Genomic DNA, 17180 nt, shown 5'->3' on the forward strand with positions numbered 1-17180 from the left:
GGGCGCAGGAGCAGGGGGCTGGGGAGCTGCAACGGGCGGATTCGAAGGACCGGGAGCAGGCGCCGGAGCCGGACCTGATGGTGTTTCCGGCGTGGCGGGGCGCGTGGGAACTGTGGGATTAATCACTGCCTCAGACTTGTCCGGACGCGTTTTTTCAGCCGCCCGCTGTGCTTCCTCAGCCTGCTGCCGGACCGACTCTTCCAACCTGTCGGCCTGCAGGCGGGCAAGTTCCGCATCAGCGCTGGTGTCGCGAAGCTCAGCAAGCTGCGCGGCCAGAACCGCTGTGCGTTCTTCCTGCCGGCGCACGGCTTCCTCGGCCGCAGCTGTGGCCGACTGGGCGTCCTCGTACTGGGTCCGGGCTGAGGCGGCGAGGTCTTCGCGGATCTCGCGTTCGGCCAGCTCGGCTTCTTCCAGCGATGCCGCTGCCTGCTCGGCAGCTTCAGCTTCATCAAAGAGCCTCGAGGTCCGCTCGGTCACCAGGGACAGCGAGGTGATCCGGTCAAGCTGCGCGACCCCTTCTTCAGCGTCAAGGAGGAACAGCACTGCGCTGTCCATCCCGCCCGTCTTGTAGGTTTGGGCAGCCAGCGCTCCCACCTGGCTTCGCAGCTCGTCGGCGCGGGCTGCAGCTGCGGCGCGCTGGGCAGTAAGGCCAGCCAGCCGCGCGTCGCTGGCTTCCAGCTCGGACCGGAGTTCTTCATAGCGGCTGGACGCCGATACGGCAGCGTTCCCGAGGGTTCCTGCCTCCTCGTACAGGCGGTCAAGGTGCCCTTCGAGCTCCCGGACCTGGTCTTCGGTGGCGGACGCGTTCGTCTTCGCCGCCGTGATGTCTTCCCATGACGGATACTCATCGGCGGCAGCAGACGGTGCACCGACGAGCAACGCGGCGGTCAGCACACCGGCGGCGGTGGCCGCAGTCAGGGCAGGGGTGCACAACTTCCGCCCCATCAGCCTCACAGTAAACATAGTGATGACAGCATACGGCACCCGCTGCCGGGCCCTTGGGCTGGGGTCTGGACGGTTACGCTTCGCCGTTCCGGCGTGCGCCGAGGGCATCATTGACCACCGAGAAACCCAGGGAGGGGGAATAGCCCTTGCGGGCGAGCATGGAAACGAGCCGCCGGACCAGTTTGTCCCGTTCCTTGGCGTCGTCGGGAACGGAAGCCCGGCGGAGTTTCCGCTCCACAAGATCCCTGGCTGCCTCGGTTTCGTCGTCGGCGCTGATTTGCTCCAGGGCTTCTTCGGCCAGTTCGGGCTCAATACCCTTTCCGGCGAGTTCCCTGCGGATCGCAGACCGTGCCAAAGAGCGGGTCTGGGACCGGCTCCGGACCCACATGCGGGCAAACTCCGCGTCGTCGATCAGCTGCACTTCTTCAAACCGGTCCAGCACGGCCTCAGCGACGTCCTCCGGTACATCCCGTTCCGCGAGTTTGTCGGCAAGCTGTTTCCGGCTCTTTGCCGAACTGGTTAGCTGGCGCAGGATGATCGCGCGGGCAACGGAGTGGGGGTCTGCCTCCGGCGTTGAATCGGCCGCGGAGCCGGGGGTGGGGCCTTCCTGGCCCTCCGCCCCCGGCCTGCTGCGGCGCCGCTGCTGCATTGGCGGTGACTACGCGCCGGCCGCTGCCGCGCTGGCCTTGCCCTCAGGGGCCTGCTCTTCGGGCTGGGCGTCAACGCCGAGCTTGACGCGCAGCCGCCGTTCGATCTCGTCTGCCAGTTCCGGGTTGTCCCGGAGGAAGCGGCGGGAGTTTTCCTTACCCTGACCCAGCTGGTCTCCGTCGTAGGTAAACCAGGCTCCGGACTTTTTGACGATGCCGTGCTCCACGCCCATGTCGATCAGACCGCCTTCACGGGAAATGCCCTGCCCGTAAATGATGTCGAACTCGGCCTGCTTGAAGGGCGGGGCCATCTTGTTCTTGACGATCTTCGCCCGGGTACGGTTACCAACCGGGTTGGTACCTTCCTTCAGCGTCTCGATGCGGCGGACGTCGATGCGGACCGAAGCGTAGAACTTCAGGGCCTTGCCGCCGGTGGTGGTCTCCGGGCTGCCGAAGAAGACACCGATCTTCTCACGCAGCTGGTTGATGAAGATGGCAGTGGTCTTGGTCTGGCTCAGGCGTCCGGTGATCTTTCGGAGGGCCTGGCTCATCAGGCGTGCCTGCAGGCCCACGTGGCTGTCGCCCATTTCGCCTTCGATTTCGGCGCGGGGAACGAGGGCTGCCACGGAGTCGATGACCACAATGTCCAGCGAGCCGGAGCCGACCAGCATGTCCATGATCTCCAGTGCCTGTTCACCGGTGTCCGGCTGGGAAACCAGCAGCGCGTCGGTGTCGACGCCCAGCTTCTTGGCGTACTCCGGGTCCAGTGCGTGTTCGGCATCGATGAACGCCGCAATGCCGCCGTTCTTCTGCGCGTTCGCCACGGCGTGCAGTGCCACGGTGGTCTTACCGGAGGATTCAGGTCCGTAGATCTCCACGACGCGTCCGCGGGGAAGCCCGCCAATACCCAGGGCGATGTCCAGCGCGATGGAGCTGGTGGAGATCGTTTCGATCGGGGCGCGGGTCTCGTCGCCCAGCCGCATGATCGAGCCCTTGCCGAACTGCTTGTCGATCTGGGCCAGTGCTGCTTCGAGTGCTTTGGCGCGGTCTGGAGCGGCCATTCTTCACCTCTGTTGTTGTGGCTGTTGCTGTTGTTCCCGGCCCGTGGGCCGACTGTCGGTTGCTCACTGAAAACCGTATGCGACGGCACTGACATTGCCGTGGCGGCCAGATGCCGGTGTGGACAGCCGGAGCGGGGCGGACCAGTTGCTGCCCCTGTGTAGGAGCATATCCGGATCCGAACAGATATTCGAATAGGGCTCCCCGCGTGTCTAGGCCTCTTTGGGTTTGACGTCCCTGCCAAGCCTGCGCTCCGGCGGCACTTCCTGTATCTCGCAGACCTCCAGCCAGACGCGCCTCGGATCAGTTCCGCTCTCCAGCGCCTGCAGCGCCGTCCGTCCGTTAAGCCCGGTCAGGACCAGGTCAGCTGCAAGCACGCGGGAATACGAAGAACCGAACTCGTCGTCCATAAGCCGCCAGAAATCACTGATTCGCATCAATTAATCCTCTCACGCGTAACCGCTCCACTGCGCCCTGCAGTGCCTGTTCACCCACAGCGCGAAAGACCCGGACGCCTGGGCAGCGCCGCCTAGAATAGGCTCTATGACCGAAAAGCCGCCGGCAACCGTTCCCGCTCCGAACCAGGCCATCGAGAACCTCGAGCAGGAGCTGAGCGTCCTGTGGCGCCGGGCGCGGGCTGCTTCCCAGCGTGTGGCCAGGGCGGTGCACCCTGACCTTGAGCCCGCAGCCTATGGCCTGCTGGTGCTGCTTCAGCGGCGCGGCCCGCTTCGCCTGACGGATGTGGCGGCTGCCATCGGCGTCGGAAAGCCCTCGGTGAGCCGGCAGATCGTCATGCTGGAGTCCCTGGGCCTTGTCCGGAAGCAGGCTGATCCCGAAGACGGGCGCGCGCAGACCATCAGCCTCACTGAATCCGGCAGCGAGCAGCTGGCCACAACCCAGCGGGCGCGGGAGAAGCACTTCCGTTCGCTGCTCTCTTCCTGGGATGAAGAAGACATTCATACGCTCAGCGTGCTGCTCCACAAGCTCAACGCCTCCGAAGTCCCCGGCGCAGGCAGATGATGCGGCCCGGAAGACATACAAAAGACCCCGCCTGCGGGCGGGGTCTTTTGGTGTGTCTTGGGGCGGGCAGCAAGAGCCGGCTGCCCGAGGTTGTTACGGCGTGCGGGCCAGGTCCCGAGCCAGGTCCTCCGGGAGTTCGCGGGCAAACTCGCGCGAGAACTCCGTTGGGACAGTATCTGGAATGGAAACGCCTTCGGCACTGGCCACACGGTCACTGACCTCACGAAGCATCAGGGACAGAGGTACATCGAGAGCACTGCAGATTGAAGACAGGAGTTCAGAAGAAGCTTCCTTCTGGCCCCGCTCAACTTCGCTCAGGTAACCGAGCGAAACCCGGGCACTGTGCGACACCTCACGCAGGGTACGGCCCTGGCGCTGGCGTACGTCGCGGAGTACATCACCAATCTCGTGGCGTAGAACTACCATCTTGCGCTCCTTAGGCTCCCGGTGTGCATCTTCCGCCAACCCTACATCCCGCCAGCGAATGACGCCGTTCACGGACACGGGTTGCTTTACCATGTGTATGTCCTGCTCCCTTATCGATCCGTCCGCGGTGGAAACCGCGGAATGTCTACGATCCTAAACCGGAAACCTTGGTGGTTCCTGATACTAACAACTGACGCCCCTGCAGATTTGTTCCCGGGCTGCTTTAGGAGCTTCCGGACCGGAAGTTTTCCGGATTCAGGTCCGCTCCAGCTGACCGGCAAGCAGCTCAAGGGCGGCGGCGCGCGCCTGGGACCGAATCGACGCGCGGTCCCCGTCAAAGTGGAATTCATACGAGGTGGCGCCGCCAGGACCGGCGAGACCTATGAAGACGGTGCCGACTGCCTTGCCGTCGTGGGGGTCCGGGCCGGCAACACCGGTGGTGGACACCCCAAAATCTGCATTCAGGAGAGTGCGTACGCCGGCGGCCATTTCCTCGGCAACCCGGGCATCAACCGAGCCGGCTGAGGCCAGCAGCGCTCCGTCCACGCCCAGAACCTGCTCCTTAACGCTGTTCTGGTACGCCACCACGCCGCCCTGCAGTACTGCTGACGCGCCGGCGACGGTGCCCAGCTCAGCAGCGACCATCCCGGCGGTCAGCGATTCGGCCGCGGCTACCCGCTTTCCGGCCGCTGCGGCGTTCCCGATGATCCGTTCCGGGACGGTGCTCATGCGGTGCGGCCCGTATTCCCGCGGGCTCCGGCGCGCAGCTTGACCGCCTGGACAACATAGTCCAGTCCGGTCACCACGGTGACGACGACGGCGGCGGCCATCACGGTGGCGCTGATCCACCAGGCCCAGTCCCCCAGCCAGGAGGTGAGCGGAAGCAGGAACAGGAAGATCGCGAAGGTCTGGATAACGGTCTTGAGCTTGCCGCCTCGCGAGGCTGCCATGACCCCGTAGCGGATCACCACAAAGCGCATCACGGTGATGCCGATTTCCCGGACCAGGATCACGATGGTCACCCACCACCAGAGCTCACCCAGGATGGAGAGCATCACCAGTGCGGAGCCGATCAGCAGCTTGTCCGCAATGGGATCGGCGATTTTGCCGAAGTCGGTGATCAGTCCGCGGCTGCGGGCCAGGTCGCCGTCGAGCTTGTCGGTGTAGATGGCGACCGCGAAGGTTGCCACCGCCAGCCAGCGGAAGAGTCCGTCCCTGCCGTCGTCGGCCACAAGAAACCAGATAAACAGGGGCACCATGACGATGCGGATGACCGTCAGGACGTTGGCGATATTGAGGGTGGGTACCCGTTCGGTTCCAGAATTGCTCACGAAACCAGCGTAACCGGATTCAGCGTCCGGTGAGGTTCCACGCGTCCTCTGAGCCGTCGCCATCCTCGCCGGATCCCTCAGCGCCATCGTAATAATCCTGCGCCTGCGGCCGTGAGTCGAGGTCCTGGGCCACCAGGTCCACCGGTCCCCCGGCGTCGAACCCGTGGTTCACGTTGGCGTTATCCGCCAGCGCGGCTGCCTCCGCTGCATCCGGTCCCCCCAGCGGTTCCCCGCCCTGAATGGCGGCGAGGGTTGCCGCCAGATCGTCCGGCTTGACCAGCACGTCGCGGGCCTTTGAGCCTTCGGACGGGCCCACCACGCCGCGGGATTCGAGCAGGTCCATCAGGCGTCCGGCCTTGGCGAACCCGACCCGCAGTTTGCGCTGGAGCATGGAGGTGGAGCCGAACTGCGTGGTGACGACCAGTTCCGTGGCCTGCAGCAGCACGTCGAGGTCGTCTCCGATGTCGTCGTCGATCTGCTTCTTCGGCGCCGTGACCGTGACGTCCTCGCGGTAAGTGGCCTGCAGCTGGTTCTTGACGTGCTCCACCACCCGGTGGATCTCCGATTCCGTGACCCAGGCGCCCTGGACACGGATGGGCTTGTTGGACCCCATCGGCAGGAACAGCGCATCGCCCTGGCCCAGCAGTTTCTCGGCACCCGGCTGGTCCAGGACCACGCGGGAGTCCGTCACGGAGGAGGTAGCGAAGGCCATGCGGGAGGGCACGTTGGCCTTGATCAGACCGGTGACGACGTCGACGGAGGGACGCTGCGTGGCCAGCACCAGGTGGATGCCGGCGGCGCGGGCCAGCTGCGTGATGCGCACGATCGAATCTTCGACGTCCCTCGGGGCAACCATCATCAGGTCGGCGAGCTCGTCCACGATCACCAGCAGGTACGGGTAAGGCTTCAGAACACGCTTGGAACCCGCCGGCGGCACGACCTTGCCGTTGCGGACGGCCTTGTTGAAGTCATCGATGTGCTTGTAGCCGAAGTTCGCCAGGTCGTCGTAGCGGGTGTCCATTTCGCGGACCACCCACTGGAGCGCCTCGGCGGCCTTTTTCGGGTTGGTGATGATGGGGGTGATCAGGTGCGGAACACCCTCATAGGCAGTCAGCTCCACGCGCTTGGGGTCCACCATGACCATACGGACCTCGTCCGGGGTGGAGCGCATCAGGATCGAGGTGATCATGGAGTTCACGAACGAGGACTTGCCGGCACCGGTGGCGCCGGCTACGAGCAGGTGGGGCATCTTGGCCAGGTTCGCGACGACGAATCCGCCCTCGACGTCCTTGCCCACGCCCATGACCATGGGGTGCTCGGTCTTGCGGGCGGCGTTGGAACGCAGCACGTCACCGAGGGCAACGACTTCCTTGTCCGCGTTCGGGATCTCGATGCCGATGGCGGACTTGCCCGGGATCGGCGAGAGGATGCGCACGTCGGAGCTGGCGACGGCGTAGGAAATGTTCTTGGACAGCGCCGTGACGCGCTCCACCTTGGTGCCTTCGCCGAGTTCAATCTCGTATCGGGTAACCGTCGGACCACGGGAGAAGCCGGTGACCTTGGCATCGACGTTGAACTGCTCCAGGGTGCGGGTCAGGGCCGCGACTACGGTGTCATTGGCTTCGGAACGCTCCTTGGCGGGCGGCCCGGAAGGCAGGAATTCCGAGGGCGGCAGCGTATAGGTGACGTCTCCGGAGAGCTGCAGCTGTTCGGTGCGCTGCGGAATGGGGGCCGACGGCGGAACGTGGGCCACGGGGCGGGACGGGACCGGAGGAACGGGCGGCGCGGCCACGAGGGAGGCTGCTGCCTCGGGAACCAGGGAAATCGCTTCGGTGGGCGGCTCGGCGTCTTCCAGGCCCTGGTCGCGGCGCAGTTTCTGGGTGGCCAGCTCGGACTTGGTGGGCCGGCGTACGCCCGGCGGGACCTGCGGCTCGGCGGCGGCAGCAGCTTCCTGGCGCTCTTCCTCGTCCCGCAGCAGCGCCGCTTCGAACGCTTCGTCTCCGGCGAACCCGTCGCTGTGTTCCTCTGCGGCTTCCTTGCGGGCACGGCCGAAGCGGCGTTCCTTCTTCTGCTTCGCCGGGCGGTCCGTGGCGTAGAGGTAGCTCTGGTCGTGCGCCTCGGGATCGTCTGCGGCCAGGTCCTGTCCCATAAGGTGCTCATACAGGGCGCGCAGGCGCAGCGGAATATGCCGGAACGGCGTGGCGGTGACGATCAGGACGGAGATAAAGACCAGCAGGGAAAGCAGGATAATGACCGGCCAGGCGGTGATGGCAGCTGAGAGCGGTCCGGCGACCAGGAAACCGACGATGCCTCCGGAGACCCAGAGCCGGTCGAACCCGTCGGAGAGGGCGGGGGCACCGCCGATCAGGTGTGTGATGCCGGCACCGGAGCACAGCATGATGGTCAGGCCGATGCTGATGCGGCCGTTGGCGCGGTGCCGTTCGGGGTACCGGAACAGCCGCACGGAGGCGGTCAGGAGCATAAAGGGCAGTACCACGGCCATCCAGCCGAAGGTGCCTGCGGCGCCGGCGTGGATGATGTCTGCCACGGGGCCGCGCAGCGCCCACCACTCAACGGTGGCGACGAGGAGCGCGGTGAGGATGAGGAAGAAGCCGGTTCCGTCCCGGCGGATCTCACGGTCCGGGACGACGTCGGTGCCCAGCTTGCGGACTCCGGCGCCAACGATGCGGGCGACGCCCATCCAGGCGCCCTCAATGGCCCGCAGGGGAAGCGGCAGCGTTTCCTCGGGCTGGACCTTGGCGGCGGGGCGGCTGGAAGACTTCCCGCGCTGCGCGGACTTCCCGCCGCCGCGGGCTGGAGTCCGGCTGGAGGAACTGCCGCGCGCGGCAGGGGAAGTACGAGTCGCCATAGGTGCCACGCTACCGGACAGCGGGGACAAATCCCCGAATATACGCGCCAAACGGGCGCTCTTCCTTCCCCGGACCGGCACGCATCCGGGGAAGGAATCGGCAGGGAGCCTAGGCTTCGAGGACCACCGGAACGATCATCGGGCGGCGGCGCAGCCTGCGGTTGACCCAGGTACCCACCACGCGGCGGACAACCTGCTGCAGCTGGTAGGCAGTGTGGTCCCGGTTGGACGTCACGGCTTCTTCCAGCGCCTTGCTGATCTTGGGCTTGATCTCATCGAACACGGCGTCGTCTTCGGCGAAGCCGCGGGCGTGGATCTCCGGACCGGAGACGATGGTGCCGGTGCTGCGGTTCACCACGGTGATCACCGAGATGAAGCCTTCCTCACCCAGGATCCTGCGGTCCTTGAGGTCAGTGTCGGTGATCTCGCCGACGCTGGAGCCGTCCACGTAAACGAAACCGCACTCGATGGCGCCAACAACGCGGGCCTTGCCGTCCACCAGGTCCACCACGGTGCCGTCGTCGGCAAGGATGATGTTCTGCTCCGGGACGCCGGTCTGGGCGGCGAGCTTGCCGTTGGCGATCAGGTGCCGGGTCTCGCCGTGCACGGGCATGGCGTTCTTCGGCTTGAGGATGTTGTACGTGTAGAGCAGCTCTCCGGCGGAGGCATGGCCGGAAACGTGGATCTTGGCGGTGCCCTTGTGCACCACGTCCGCGCCGAGCTTCATCAGGCCGTTGATGACGCGGAAGACCGCGTTCTCGTTGCCCGGGATCAGGGAGGAGGCCAGGATGACGGTGTCGCCCTTGCCGATGCTGATCCGGTGGTCGCCGTTGGCCATGCGGGACAGGGCTGCCATGGGCTCACCCTGCGAACCGGTGGACATCAGGACCAGCTTGTGGTCCGGCATGTTGTCCACGTTCTTCAGGTCAACCAGGATGCCCTCAGGGACGTGCAGGTAGCCCAGCTTCTCCGCGATGGCCATGTTGCGGACCATGGAGCGGCCCACGAAACAGACCTTGCGGCCGTGGGCTGCAGCGGCGTCGAGCACCTGCTGCACGCGGTGGATGTGGGAGGAGAAGGACGCGACGATGATGCGCTTCTTGACCTTCCCGAAGAGCTCTTCGAGCACCGGCCCAATCGCGCCTTCCGGGGAGGTGAAGCCCGGGACGTCGGCGTTGGTGGAGTCTGCCATGTACAGGTCCACGCCTTCTTCGCCCAGCCGGGCGAAGGCGCGCAGGTCCGTGATGCGTCCGTCCAGCGGCAGCTGGTCCATCTTGAAGTCACCGGTGTGCAGGACGTTGCCGGCGCGGGTGCGGATGAAGACCGCAAGGGCGTCCGGGATGGAGTGGTTGACGGCCACGAACTCGCACTCGAACGGGCCGAACTGCTCCACCTGGCCTTCCTTCACCGTAAGGGTGAACGGCTTGATGCGGTGTTCCTGCAGCTTCGCCTCGATCAGTGCCAGCGTCAGCTGCGAACCGATCAGGGGAATGTCCTTCTTCAGCCGCAGCAGGTAGGGAACCGCGCCGATGTGGTCTTCGTGGCCGTGGGTGAGCACTACGCCCACCACGTCGTCCAGCCGGTCCTCGATGTAGGAGAAGTCCGGCAGGATGAGGTCGACGCCGGGCTGGGTCTCTTCCGGGAAGAGCACCCCGCAGTCAACGATGAGCAGTTTGCCGTCAATCTCGAAGACGGCCATGTTACGGCCGATTTCTCCGAGTCCTCCCAGCGGAACGATTCGTAGGGTTCCGTCTTTGAGGCGGGGAGGAGTTTGCAGAGCGTTGCCCGCGGTTTCAATCATGTTTGTTACGCCTTGTCCTGGGAAAAGTCCCATCCTGCTTCGGCCAGGTCCGCCAGGACAGCTTCCATTTCAATGGCGTCGGGGGCTACCAGCGGCAGCCTTACAGCGGCGTCGGGAATCACTCCCTGCATCTTCAGGATCTGCTTGGCGGAAATGGCACCTGGTATGTGTGTCATTACGGCTCGCACTACCGGATCCAGTTCAAAGTGGATCCTGCGGGCCTTGTCGAAATCTCCTGCGGCGGCCGCGTCCACGAGGGCACGGAAAGCGCCGGTCGCCACGTGGGCGCTGACGCTGACGACGCCGACCGCTCCGGCTACCATCCACGGCAGCGTCAGTCCGTCGTCACCGGCGTAAACGTCCAGGGTCGTGTTGGCCAGGACCCGGGTCACGGCGGCAAAGTCGGCCTTGGCGTCCTTGAGCGCCAGGACCTTGGGGTTCTCCGCGAGGCGGAACATCGTCTCAGTGGCGATGGGGATCCCGGCGCGGCCCGGGATGTCATAAATCATGATGGGCAGATCGCTTGCCGCCGAAACGGCGTCGAAGTGGGCGATCACGCCGGCCTGCGTCGGCTTGTTGTAATACGGGGTCACCACAAGCTGGCCGTCGGCTCCTGCGCGCTCGGCACGGCGTGCCATCTCGACGGAGTGCGAGGTGTGGTTGGTGCCGGTTCCGGCGATGACCTTGGCGCGGCCGCCGACGGTCTGTGCCACGACGCGGAACAGGTCTTCTTTTTCGCTGTCTTCCAGAGTGGAGGTTTCACCGGTGGTACCGGAAACAACCAGCCCGTCGCAGCCGTCCTCGACCAGCTTGTTGGCAAGGAACGCAGTAGCGTCGAAGTCAACTTCACCGTCAGCGGTGAAAGGGGTGACCATGGCGGTCACCAGGGTCCCAAACGGACGGGAACGAATATCAGAGTCAGCCATGGGTAAAACGTTACCCGTTGGAGCTGCGATTGGGACAAACGGACACCACAGCCAGCCGAAGGCGGGCGGCGCCTGTGAGACTATTCTGCAATGAGCAGAACGCGTCTGACGGGCATCGATGCGGCCCGCGGGGTGGCGCTGCTGGGCATGATGTCCACCCACATCTTCCCCCTCTATGACCCGCAGACCGGCGAACCCACCTTCGTGGCACTGGCATTCTCCGGGCGTGCATCCGCGCTGTTCGCCGTCGTGGCGGGCATCGGGATTGCACTGCTGACCGGGGGGCCGAATCCCGGTACCGGCCGCTCCCCCGGGGCCAGCCGGCGCGGCATAGCCGCCCGTGCAGTGGTGATCGCATTGATCGGCCTGCTGCTGGGCGGGCTGGACATCTCGATCGCGGTCATCCTGTTCCATTACGCTGTGCTGTTCCTCATGGTGCTGCCCTTTACGAACATGTCCCTGGGCAGACTCGCTGCCTGGGCAGGTGCCTGGATCTGCTTCTCCCCCGTGCTGGCGTACCTGGTGCGGCCCTGGCTGCAGGACAACCTCAACCCGCCGGACGTGGGCGGGAACATCGCCTGGGAACATTTCACCGAACCCGCCACACTGGCCGCGGACGTGTTCTTCACCGGCTTCTACCCCACGGTCCAGTGGCTGAGCTATCTGCTGGTAGGAATGGTCATCGGCCGGCTGGACCTGCGTTCCCTCGCCGTTCAGGCCGGGCTGGTCTTCGGCGGCATCTTCGCGGCGCTGTTCTCGAAGTTCGTGAGCGCCTACCTGCTCATTGACGCGGGAGGATTCGCGGAGATCCTCGCTACCGATTCAGGCCAGCGGTGGCCCATCGGACGGATGCTCGAGGTCAACCTGACCGGCGTGGAGCAGTCCGGCTCCTGGTGGTGGCTGGCAGTCAGCGCACCGCATTCGGGCACCACACTGGATCTGCTGCACACCTGCGGGACGGCAGCGGCCGTCGTCGGGGTCTGCCTGCTGCTGACCCGGGCACGCCCGAACCTGTTGCTGCCGCTTTCCGCCGCGGGAGCCATGACGCTCACGCTCTACAGCATGCACATCTGGGTCATGGCACTGGTCGATGCCCAGGAGCCGGCACTGGATCCCTCGTGGGTGTTTTGGCTCCAGGCACTGGCTGCCGTGCTAATCGGGATCGCGTTCTTCAAGCTGGGTTCGCGCGGACCGCTGGAAACGCTGGCGTCGGGTGCCTCGCGGCTGGCACGGGATGGCAAGCTGACGGGCAACCGCAGCTAGGCCGAACTACTCGGTTGTACTAGGCACTCGGCTGTACTAGGCACTCGGCTGAACTGAGGCGCTGAAGAGCTTGCCGGCCTGCCGCATCGAGGAACGTGCCCGCTTGCGGTCCCCCGCGGCGTCGTAGGCACAGGACAGCCGGAACCAGGCCCGCCACTGTTCCGGTTCAGCCTCCACTTCGGCCTGGTACTTGGGGAACTCGGCGTCGGCTGCTTCCCGGATGATCCGGCCGGCAGGCGTACGCGGCAGGTCATCAATGGGCAGGCCTCCTTCATCGGCGAGGATCCGGGCCATTTTCTCGGTCTGGACACCGAAGAGCAGTTCACGGACCAGCGCCCAGACCCCGACGGCGGGCAGCACAAAATAGGCCGCTCCCATCGCCTTCGTGATCAGACCGTCCGAAGTCAGCAGCAGCCAGCCGCGCTGGGCGACCACCAGGATGTAGAAAACCAGGAGCACCGTGACCAGCAGGACGCCGATCTTGGCGCGGTTATGGAAAAGGCCGGAAAAGAAGGTGGACAACTGGGGTTTCCTTAGGCATTCAGGTTGAGGTAGCCGTCTAGTCCGACGGTAAGGCCCGGGTGCGCAGCAACTTCGCGCAGGCCCAGCAGGACGCCGGGCATAAAGGACGCCCGGTCGTAGGAATCGTGGCGGATGGTGAGCTGTTCGCCCTCCCCGCCCAGCAGGACTTCCTGGTGTGCAACCAGCCCGCGCAGGCGGACCGAGTGGATCCGGATGCCCTCGACGTCGGCCCCGCGCGCGCCGGGAAGCTCCTTGGCGGTGGCGTCCGGTGACGCCGGTGTGCCGGCTTCGGCGCGGGAGGCCGCCATGAGCTCAGCGGTGCGGACGGCGGTGCCCGACGGCGCGTCCACCTTGTTCGGGTGGTGCAGCTCCACGATTTCCACGGACTCAAAGTACGGTGCCGCCTTGGCGGCGAACGCCGACGCGAGCACGGAACCGAGAGCGAAGTTCGGCGCGATCAGCACACCGGTTTCGGGGTGTTCTGCCAGCAGGGCGGCCAGGCGCTCCAGTCGTCCGGCGTCCCAGCCGGTGGTGCCGACCACGGCATGCATGCCGTGTTCGACGGCGAAGCGCACGTTGGCCTCGGTGCTGTCCGGGACCGTCAGGTCCACCACGTACTGCGCGCCGGCGGAAACCAGGGTCTGCAGCGGGTCCTGCCGGCCAAGTGCGGCCACCAGTTCCATGTCCGGTGCCGCTTTCACGGCTTGAACGGCTTCGGACCCCATGCGTCCGGTGGCTCCAAGCACCGCGACGGGCAGTTTATTGCTCATGGTTCCAGATTACCGGTCAGGCCGGGGCGTCGCTGACGCCCACCCACTCCACCGTCCCGTCGGCGAACTCCTGTTCCTTCCAGATGGGCACCTCGGCCTTGACCGTGTCCACCAGTTCCGAACAGGCCGCGAAGGCGGTTCCGCGGTGGGCGGAGGCCACTGCAGCCACGAGTGCTGCGTCTCCGATGTCCAGCGGTCCCGTGCGGTGCGCCGCCCAAAGACGCACGCCGTCATACTTCGCCGCGATCCGGGCAGCGACGTCGGCAATAACGGCTGACGCGGTCGGATGGGCGCTGTATCCAAGGGAGCGCACGTCCCTGCCGCCGTCGTGGTTCCGCACGATCCCGCTGAAGGTGACCACCGCGCCTGCCTGCGGCGTCCAGACCGCTGCGTAGGCGGTTTCGGTATCCAGCACGTCGTTTCCGACCGATGCCAGGACTACTTCGCTAGTGCTCATTAATGCCCTCCAGCTGGCCGCAGATGTGTCCAAGAATCGGTTCCAGGACCGTCAGTGAGTCGGTGACGCCGGACGGCGAGCCCGGCAGGTTCAGTACAAAGGTCGTTCCGGCTGTGCCCGCATATCCGCGGGTGAGGGCCGCCATGGGAGTCTTGCTCAGCCCGTAGGCACGCAGCGCTTCCATGACGCCGGGAACCTGGCGGTCCAGCAGTGGAAGCGTCTGTTCCGGGGTGGCGTCGGTGGGGCTGATGCCGGTGCCGCCGCTGGTGATGATCACCGACGGTTCCAGGGCCAGCATGCGCCGAAGCGCCTGGCCAACCTCCTCGCCGTCCGGCACCACTTCGGCGAGCACAACGTCAAAGCCGTGGGCATAGAGCCAGTCCTGCAGCAGCGGTCCGGCGGCGTCTTCGTAGATTCCGGCGGCTGCGCGGGTCGAAGCGACCAGAATGGCGGCCCTGCGGCGGGGTGCGGCCTCGGTGCGGCTCACAGGCTCCAGTCTCCGCTCTTGCCGCCGGACTTGGCCAGCACCATCACATCGGAGATCACCGCATGCTTGTCCACGGCCTTGACCATGTCATACAGCGTCAGCGCCGTCACCGTCACGGCGGTCAGGGCTTCCATTTCGACGCCGGTGAGCGCCTTGGTTTTCACCGTTGCCTTCATAGTCACGGAGCTCTCCCCCGGTTCGAAGTCCACGGTGACCTTGGTGATGGGCAGCGGGTGGCAGAGCGGAATGAGGTTCGAGGTCTGCTTGGCAGCCATGATGCCGGCGACGCGGGAGACAGCGAAGGCGTCCCCCTTGGGCAGGTCACCGTCGCTGAGCAGCCGCACCACCTCCGGCGTGGTGTTCAGCACAGCCTGGGCTGTTGCTTCACGGGAAGTCTCCGCCTTTGCGGAAACGTCAACCATGTGGGCTGTGCCGTCGGCGCGGACGTGGGTCAGGGCCGGTGCGTCCCCGGAGTGTTCTTCCCCGGACATGTTCGGGTCCTTTCGGTGGTGTTCTGGATCTCGAAGTACAGTTATTCCAAGAGCCATACTGTCACTTCTGCGCCTTGGGGAAGGTGTCCGGTCCCGGCCGGAATCAGCACCAGGGCGTTCGACTCGGCGAGGGCGTGGACCAGATGGGATCCCGGCCCCCCGATCAGTTCAACCCGGCCCTCCCGGAAACGTCCGCGCCGCACCTGCAGTTTCCCTGCCGGGCTGTCGGCTGCCTCCGCCAGGACGGCACGGACGGCGCGCCGAGGCAGCGGCAGACCGGTCAGTGCCGTAAGGGCCGGGCGGAGGAAGACCTCAAAGGAGACCAGTGCACTCACCGGATTGCCGGGAAACCCCAGGAGGGGAACGCCGTCGACGGCACCGAGGCCCTGAGGACCGCCTGGCTGCATGGCTACCGAAAAGAACTGCACGCCCTCAGCTGCCAGGGCCAGGCGCACCACCTCGTAGGCGCCCTTGCTGATCCCGCCGGAGGTCAGCACCAGATCGGCCCGGCCCTGGTCGAGTTCATCGCGCAGCGCAGCCCGGAAATCCGCCGGGGAATCGGCCAGGATCCGGGAACGGATGACCTCGGCCCCGGCTTCGGCCAGACTGGCCGCCAGCAGGGTGGTGTTCGCGTCGTGGATCTGCCCCGGGGCCAGGTCCTGTCCCGGCTCCACCACTTCGTCTCCGGTGCTCAGCAGGGCCACCCGGACCGGTGCCAGCACCGGCACCTCGGCAATGCCAAGCGCTGCCAGCAGGCCCAGCTGGGCCGCACCCAGACGCGTGCCCTTGGCCAGGGCGGGGGTTCCGGCAGGGATGTCACTGCCTGCTGCGCGGACAAACTCTCCGGCCGGCACACCGGCGGGCAGGCGCACCCGCGCCCCGGCGCGGTCCTGCGGAGCGTAGAAAGAGTCCGGTTCTGAACGTTCAATGGGTACGACGGCGTCGGCACCGTCCGGGAGCATGGCGCCGGTCATGATCGGGGCGGCGGTGCCGGCTGCCAGGGGCGGTGCCTGCGCTCCGGCGGGAATGGGGGCGGCGACCTTAAGTTCAACGGGGCTGCCCGCCGGCGCCGCCGCGAGGTCGGCGGAATGCACGGCGTAACCGTCCATCTGCGAGTTCGCGAACGGCGGCAGGCTGCGCGGGGCTGTGATGTCTTCTGCCAGGATCCGGCCTGCGGCTTCGGTGAGCCCACGCCCCTGGACCCGCGGCCGCAGGCTGCGTGCCAGCAGGTCGCGGACCGCTTCCTGGTGTTCCTCCACGGGACGTACCCGGTTGCCTGTGCTGCTCACGTTCCCCCACTCGAATCCCGGCGTCGCTTGCCGAAAGTCTATGCCTGCTGCCCGTTAGCTCCGCAGGCGGGCGCGCAGGCGGTCAAGTTCGACGCCGGTGAGTCCACCGGATCGGAGGTACGCAGCGGTTGAGCCGTGGATTTGCTCCACCCAGTCCAGGGCGGTGCGGATGGCGTCGGCCGGCGCACGGGTAATGAGCGTGATGATCCCTTCGGTCAGCGGGACCCCCATGCCGCCGACCATGTCCAGCATCCGCTCCGACCATTCCCCGGCGAGGTTCGCGCCGCTGCGCTCGTAGTCGGCCACAACGGCTTCCCTTTCAACTCCGGCGGCGTCCAGGAGCAGGGCCGATGCCACCCCGGTGCGGTCTTTGCCGGCTGTGCAGTGGAGGAGCACCGCTCCGTCCGCGTCGGCCGCTGCCCGGGCGGTCCGGGCGAAGTGCGACGCGCCGTGTTCGAGCATTCCGGTGTAGATCTGTCCCAGCGTGGGCAGCTGTGAAACCGCCGCCTGCACTGCCTGTGCCGCTGCAGCCCGGTCGCCGGACGCGTTTGCCCGCTGCATGGCCTCCTGCGCCATGCCGGTAAACGCGCCCTCGAGCAGCGGCAGGTCCATTTTGTCCACGTTCATGGCTGCCGGAAGGCGGTCCGGGGCCATCTGCTGCTCAGCCGGGGTCCGGTAGTCGATGATGACGCCGATCCCCGAACCGGCCAAATCCTGCAGGCCCTGCGGGGTGAGGGCGCTGATGGCGTCCGAGCGGTACAGCACCCCGTTCGCGGTGCTCCCGCCGCCGGTCAGGGGCAGGTTGCCAAGGTCACGGAAATTGAAGGTGCCTTCGAGAGTGGAAATCGCCATGCTCCGACCCTAGCGGACCGGGAGT

General features: G+C 66.1%; 19 protein-coding genes. 2 read left to right on the top strand and 17 right to left on the bottom strand.

The features are described from left to right. The 4 genes from TVC13_RS13630 to TVC13_RS13645 all read right to left on the bottom strand — a co-directional run. Nucleotides 1–945: coiled-coil domain-containing protein (locus tag TVC13_RS13630; protein ID WP_422401729.1), on the bottom strand; the 945-nt coding region annotated here is incomplete at its 3' end. 73 nt (nucleotides 946–1018) lie between these two features. Next, entirely contained in the window at nucleotides 1019–1594 is a 576-nt protein-coding gene (locus TVC13_RS13635) for a regulatory protein RecX (protein WP_422401730.1), read from the bottom strand. A 9-nt stretch (nucleotides 1595–1603) separates the two neighbouring features. Then, the gene (gene recA / locus TVC13_RS13640; RefSeq protein WP_422401731.1) at nucleotides 1604–2653 is read right to left on the bottom strand and encodes a recombinase RecA; all 1050 of its coding nucleotides are present in this window, start codon (nucleotides 2651–2653) and stop codon (nucleotides 1604–1606) included. 210 nt (nucleotides 2654–2863) lie between these two features. Then, nucleotides 2864–3088, bottom strand: coding sequence for a DUF3046 domain-containing protein (locus TVC13_RS13645; RefSeq protein WP_422401732.1), 225 nt, complete (start codon nucleotides 3086–3088; stop codon nucleotides 2864–2866). Between the two features lie 106 nt (nucleotides 3089–3194). On the opposite strand from TVC13_RS13645, the gene TVC13_RS13650 reads away from it, so the two are divergent. Further along, nucleotides 3195–3671, top strand: coding sequence for a MarR family winged helix-turn-helix transcriptional regulator (locus tag TVC13_RS13650; RefSeq protein ID WP_422401733.1), 477 nt, complete (start codon nucleotides 3195–3197; stop codon nucleotides 3669–3671). A 93-nt stretch (nucleotides 3672–3764) separates the two neighbouring features. Here the strand turns inward: TVC13_RS13650 and TVC13_RS13655 are convergent, their stop codons facing one another. The 6 genes from TVC13_RS13655 to dapA all read right to left on the bottom strand — a co-directional run bounded on the left by TVC13_RS13655 (nucleotide 3765) and on the right by dapA (nucleotide 11024). Further along, on the bottom strand, nucleotides 3765–4190 hold the full coding sequence (locus TVC13_RS13655) for a helix-turn-helix domain-containing protein (RefSeq protein WP_422401734.1): 426 nt from the start codon (nucleotides 4188–4190) through the stop codon (nucleotides 3765–3767). Between the two features lie 162 nt (nucleotides 4191–4352). Next, nucleotides 4353–4826, bottom strand: a complete 474-nt coding sequence (locus TVC13_RS13660; RefSeq protein ID WP_422401735.1) for a CinA family protein — start codon at nucleotides 4824–4826, stop codon at nucleotides 4353–4355. Beyond that, a complete protein-coding gene (gene pgsA, locus TVC13_RS13665; protein WP_325791731.1) occupies nucleotides 4823–5428 on the bottom strand; it encodes a CDP-diacylglycerol--glycerol-3-phosphate 3-phosphatidyltransferase in 606 nt (201 codons plus the stop codon). Before pgsA ends, TVC13_RS13660 begins: the two co-directional genes overlap by 4 nt. A gap of 19 nt (nucleotides 5429–5447) precedes the next feature. Next, a complete protein-coding gene (locus TVC13_RS13670; protein ID WP_422401736.1) occupies nucleotides 5448–8297 on the bottom strand; it encodes a DNA translocase FtsK 4TM domain-containing protein in 2850 nt (949 codons plus the stop codon). A gap of 109 nt (nucleotides 8298–8406) precedes the next feature. Then, the gene (locus tag TVC13_RS13675; RefSeq protein WP_422401737.1) at nucleotides 8407–10098 is read right to left on the bottom strand and encodes a ribonuclease J; all 1692 of its coding nucleotides are present in this window, start codon (nucleotides 10096–10098) and stop codon (nucleotides 8407–8409) included. A gap of 5 nt (nucleotides 10099–10103) precedes the next feature. Further along, complete coding sequence (gene dapA / locus TVC13_RS13680; protein WP_152228470.1) at nucleotides 10104–11024, bottom strand: 4-hydroxy-tetrahydrodipicolinate synthase; 921 nt, start codon at nucleotides 11022–11024, stop codon at nucleotides 10104–10106. A 90-nt stretch (nucleotides 11025–11114) separates the two neighbouring features. On the opposite strand from dapA, the gene TVC13_RS13685 reads away from it, so the two are divergent. Then, the gene (locus TVC13_RS13685; protein WP_422401738.1) at nucleotides 11115–12287 is read left to right on the top strand and encodes a heparan-alpha-glucosaminide N-acetyltransferase domain-containing protein; all 1173 of its coding nucleotides are present in this window, start codon (nucleotides 11115–11117) and stop codon (nucleotides 12285–12287) included. Nucleotides 12288–12323: 36 nt separating this feature from the next. Here TVC13_RS13685 and TVC13_RS13690 read toward each other — a convergent pair whose 3' ends face one another. From TVC13_RS13690 to TVC13_RS13720, 7 genes are read right to left on the bottom strand one after another with little or no spacing between them, the layout of a single operon-like run. Then, on the bottom strand, nucleotides 12324–12809 hold the full coding sequence (locus TVC13_RS13690; protein ID WP_422401739.1) for a hypothetical protein: 486 nt from the start codon (nucleotides 12807–12809) through the stop codon (nucleotides 12324–12326). A gap of 11 nt (nucleotides 12810–12820) precedes the next feature. Continuing rightward, entirely contained in the window at nucleotides 12821–13579 is a 759-nt protein-coding gene (dapB, locus tag TVC13_RS13695) for a 4-hydroxy-tetrahydrodipicolinate reductase (RefSeq protein ID WP_422401740.1), read from the bottom strand. Nucleotides 13580–13595: 16 nt separating this feature from the next. Next, nucleotides 13596–14036 (bottom strand): molybdenum cofactor biosynthesis protein MoaE, encoded by a 441-nt coding sequence (locus TVC13_RS13700; protein ID WP_422401741.1) that lies wholly within the window; start codon nucleotides 14034–14036, stop codon nucleotides 13596–13598. After that, the gene (locus TVC13_RS13705; RefSeq protein WP_422401742.1) at nucleotides 14026–14523 is read right to left on the bottom strand and encodes a MogA/MoaB family molybdenum cofactor biosynthesis protein; all 498 of its coding nucleotides are present in this window, start codon (nucleotides 14521–14523) and stop codon (nucleotides 14026–14028) included. Before TVC13_RS13705 ends, TVC13_RS13700 begins: the two co-directional genes overlap by 11 nt. Continuing rightward, a complete protein-coding gene (moaC, locus tag TVC13_RS13710) occupies nucleotides 14520–15014 on the bottom strand; it encodes a cyclic pyranopterin monophosphate synthase MoaC (RefSeq protein WP_422401743.1) in 495 nt (164 codons plus the stop codon). The genes TVC13_RS13705 and moaC overlap by 4 nt, the downstream gene beginning before the upstream one ends. Nucleotides 15015–15055: 41 nt before the next feature. Further along, complete coding sequence (gene glp / locus TVC13_RS13715; RefSeq protein WP_422401744.1) at nucleotides 15056–16303, bottom strand: gephyrin-like molybdotransferase Glp; 1248 nt, start codon at nucleotides 16301–16303, stop codon at nucleotides 15056–15058. A gap of 54 nt (nucleotides 16304–16357) precedes the next feature. After that, nucleotides 16358–17155, bottom strand: a complete 798-nt coding sequence (locus TVC13_RS13720) for a tyrosine-protein phosphatase (protein WP_422401745.1) — start codon at nucleotides 17153–17155, stop codon at nucleotides 16358–16360. Nucleotides 17156–17180: the final 25 nt, after the last annotated feature.

Origin of the sequence: Arthrobacter sp. 3Tela_A (assembly GCF_049311025.1) — a bacterium.
In the GTDB taxonomy this organism is placed as follows: domain Bacteria; phylum Actinomycetota; class Actinomycetes; order Actinomycetales; family Micrococcaceae; genus Arthrobacter_B.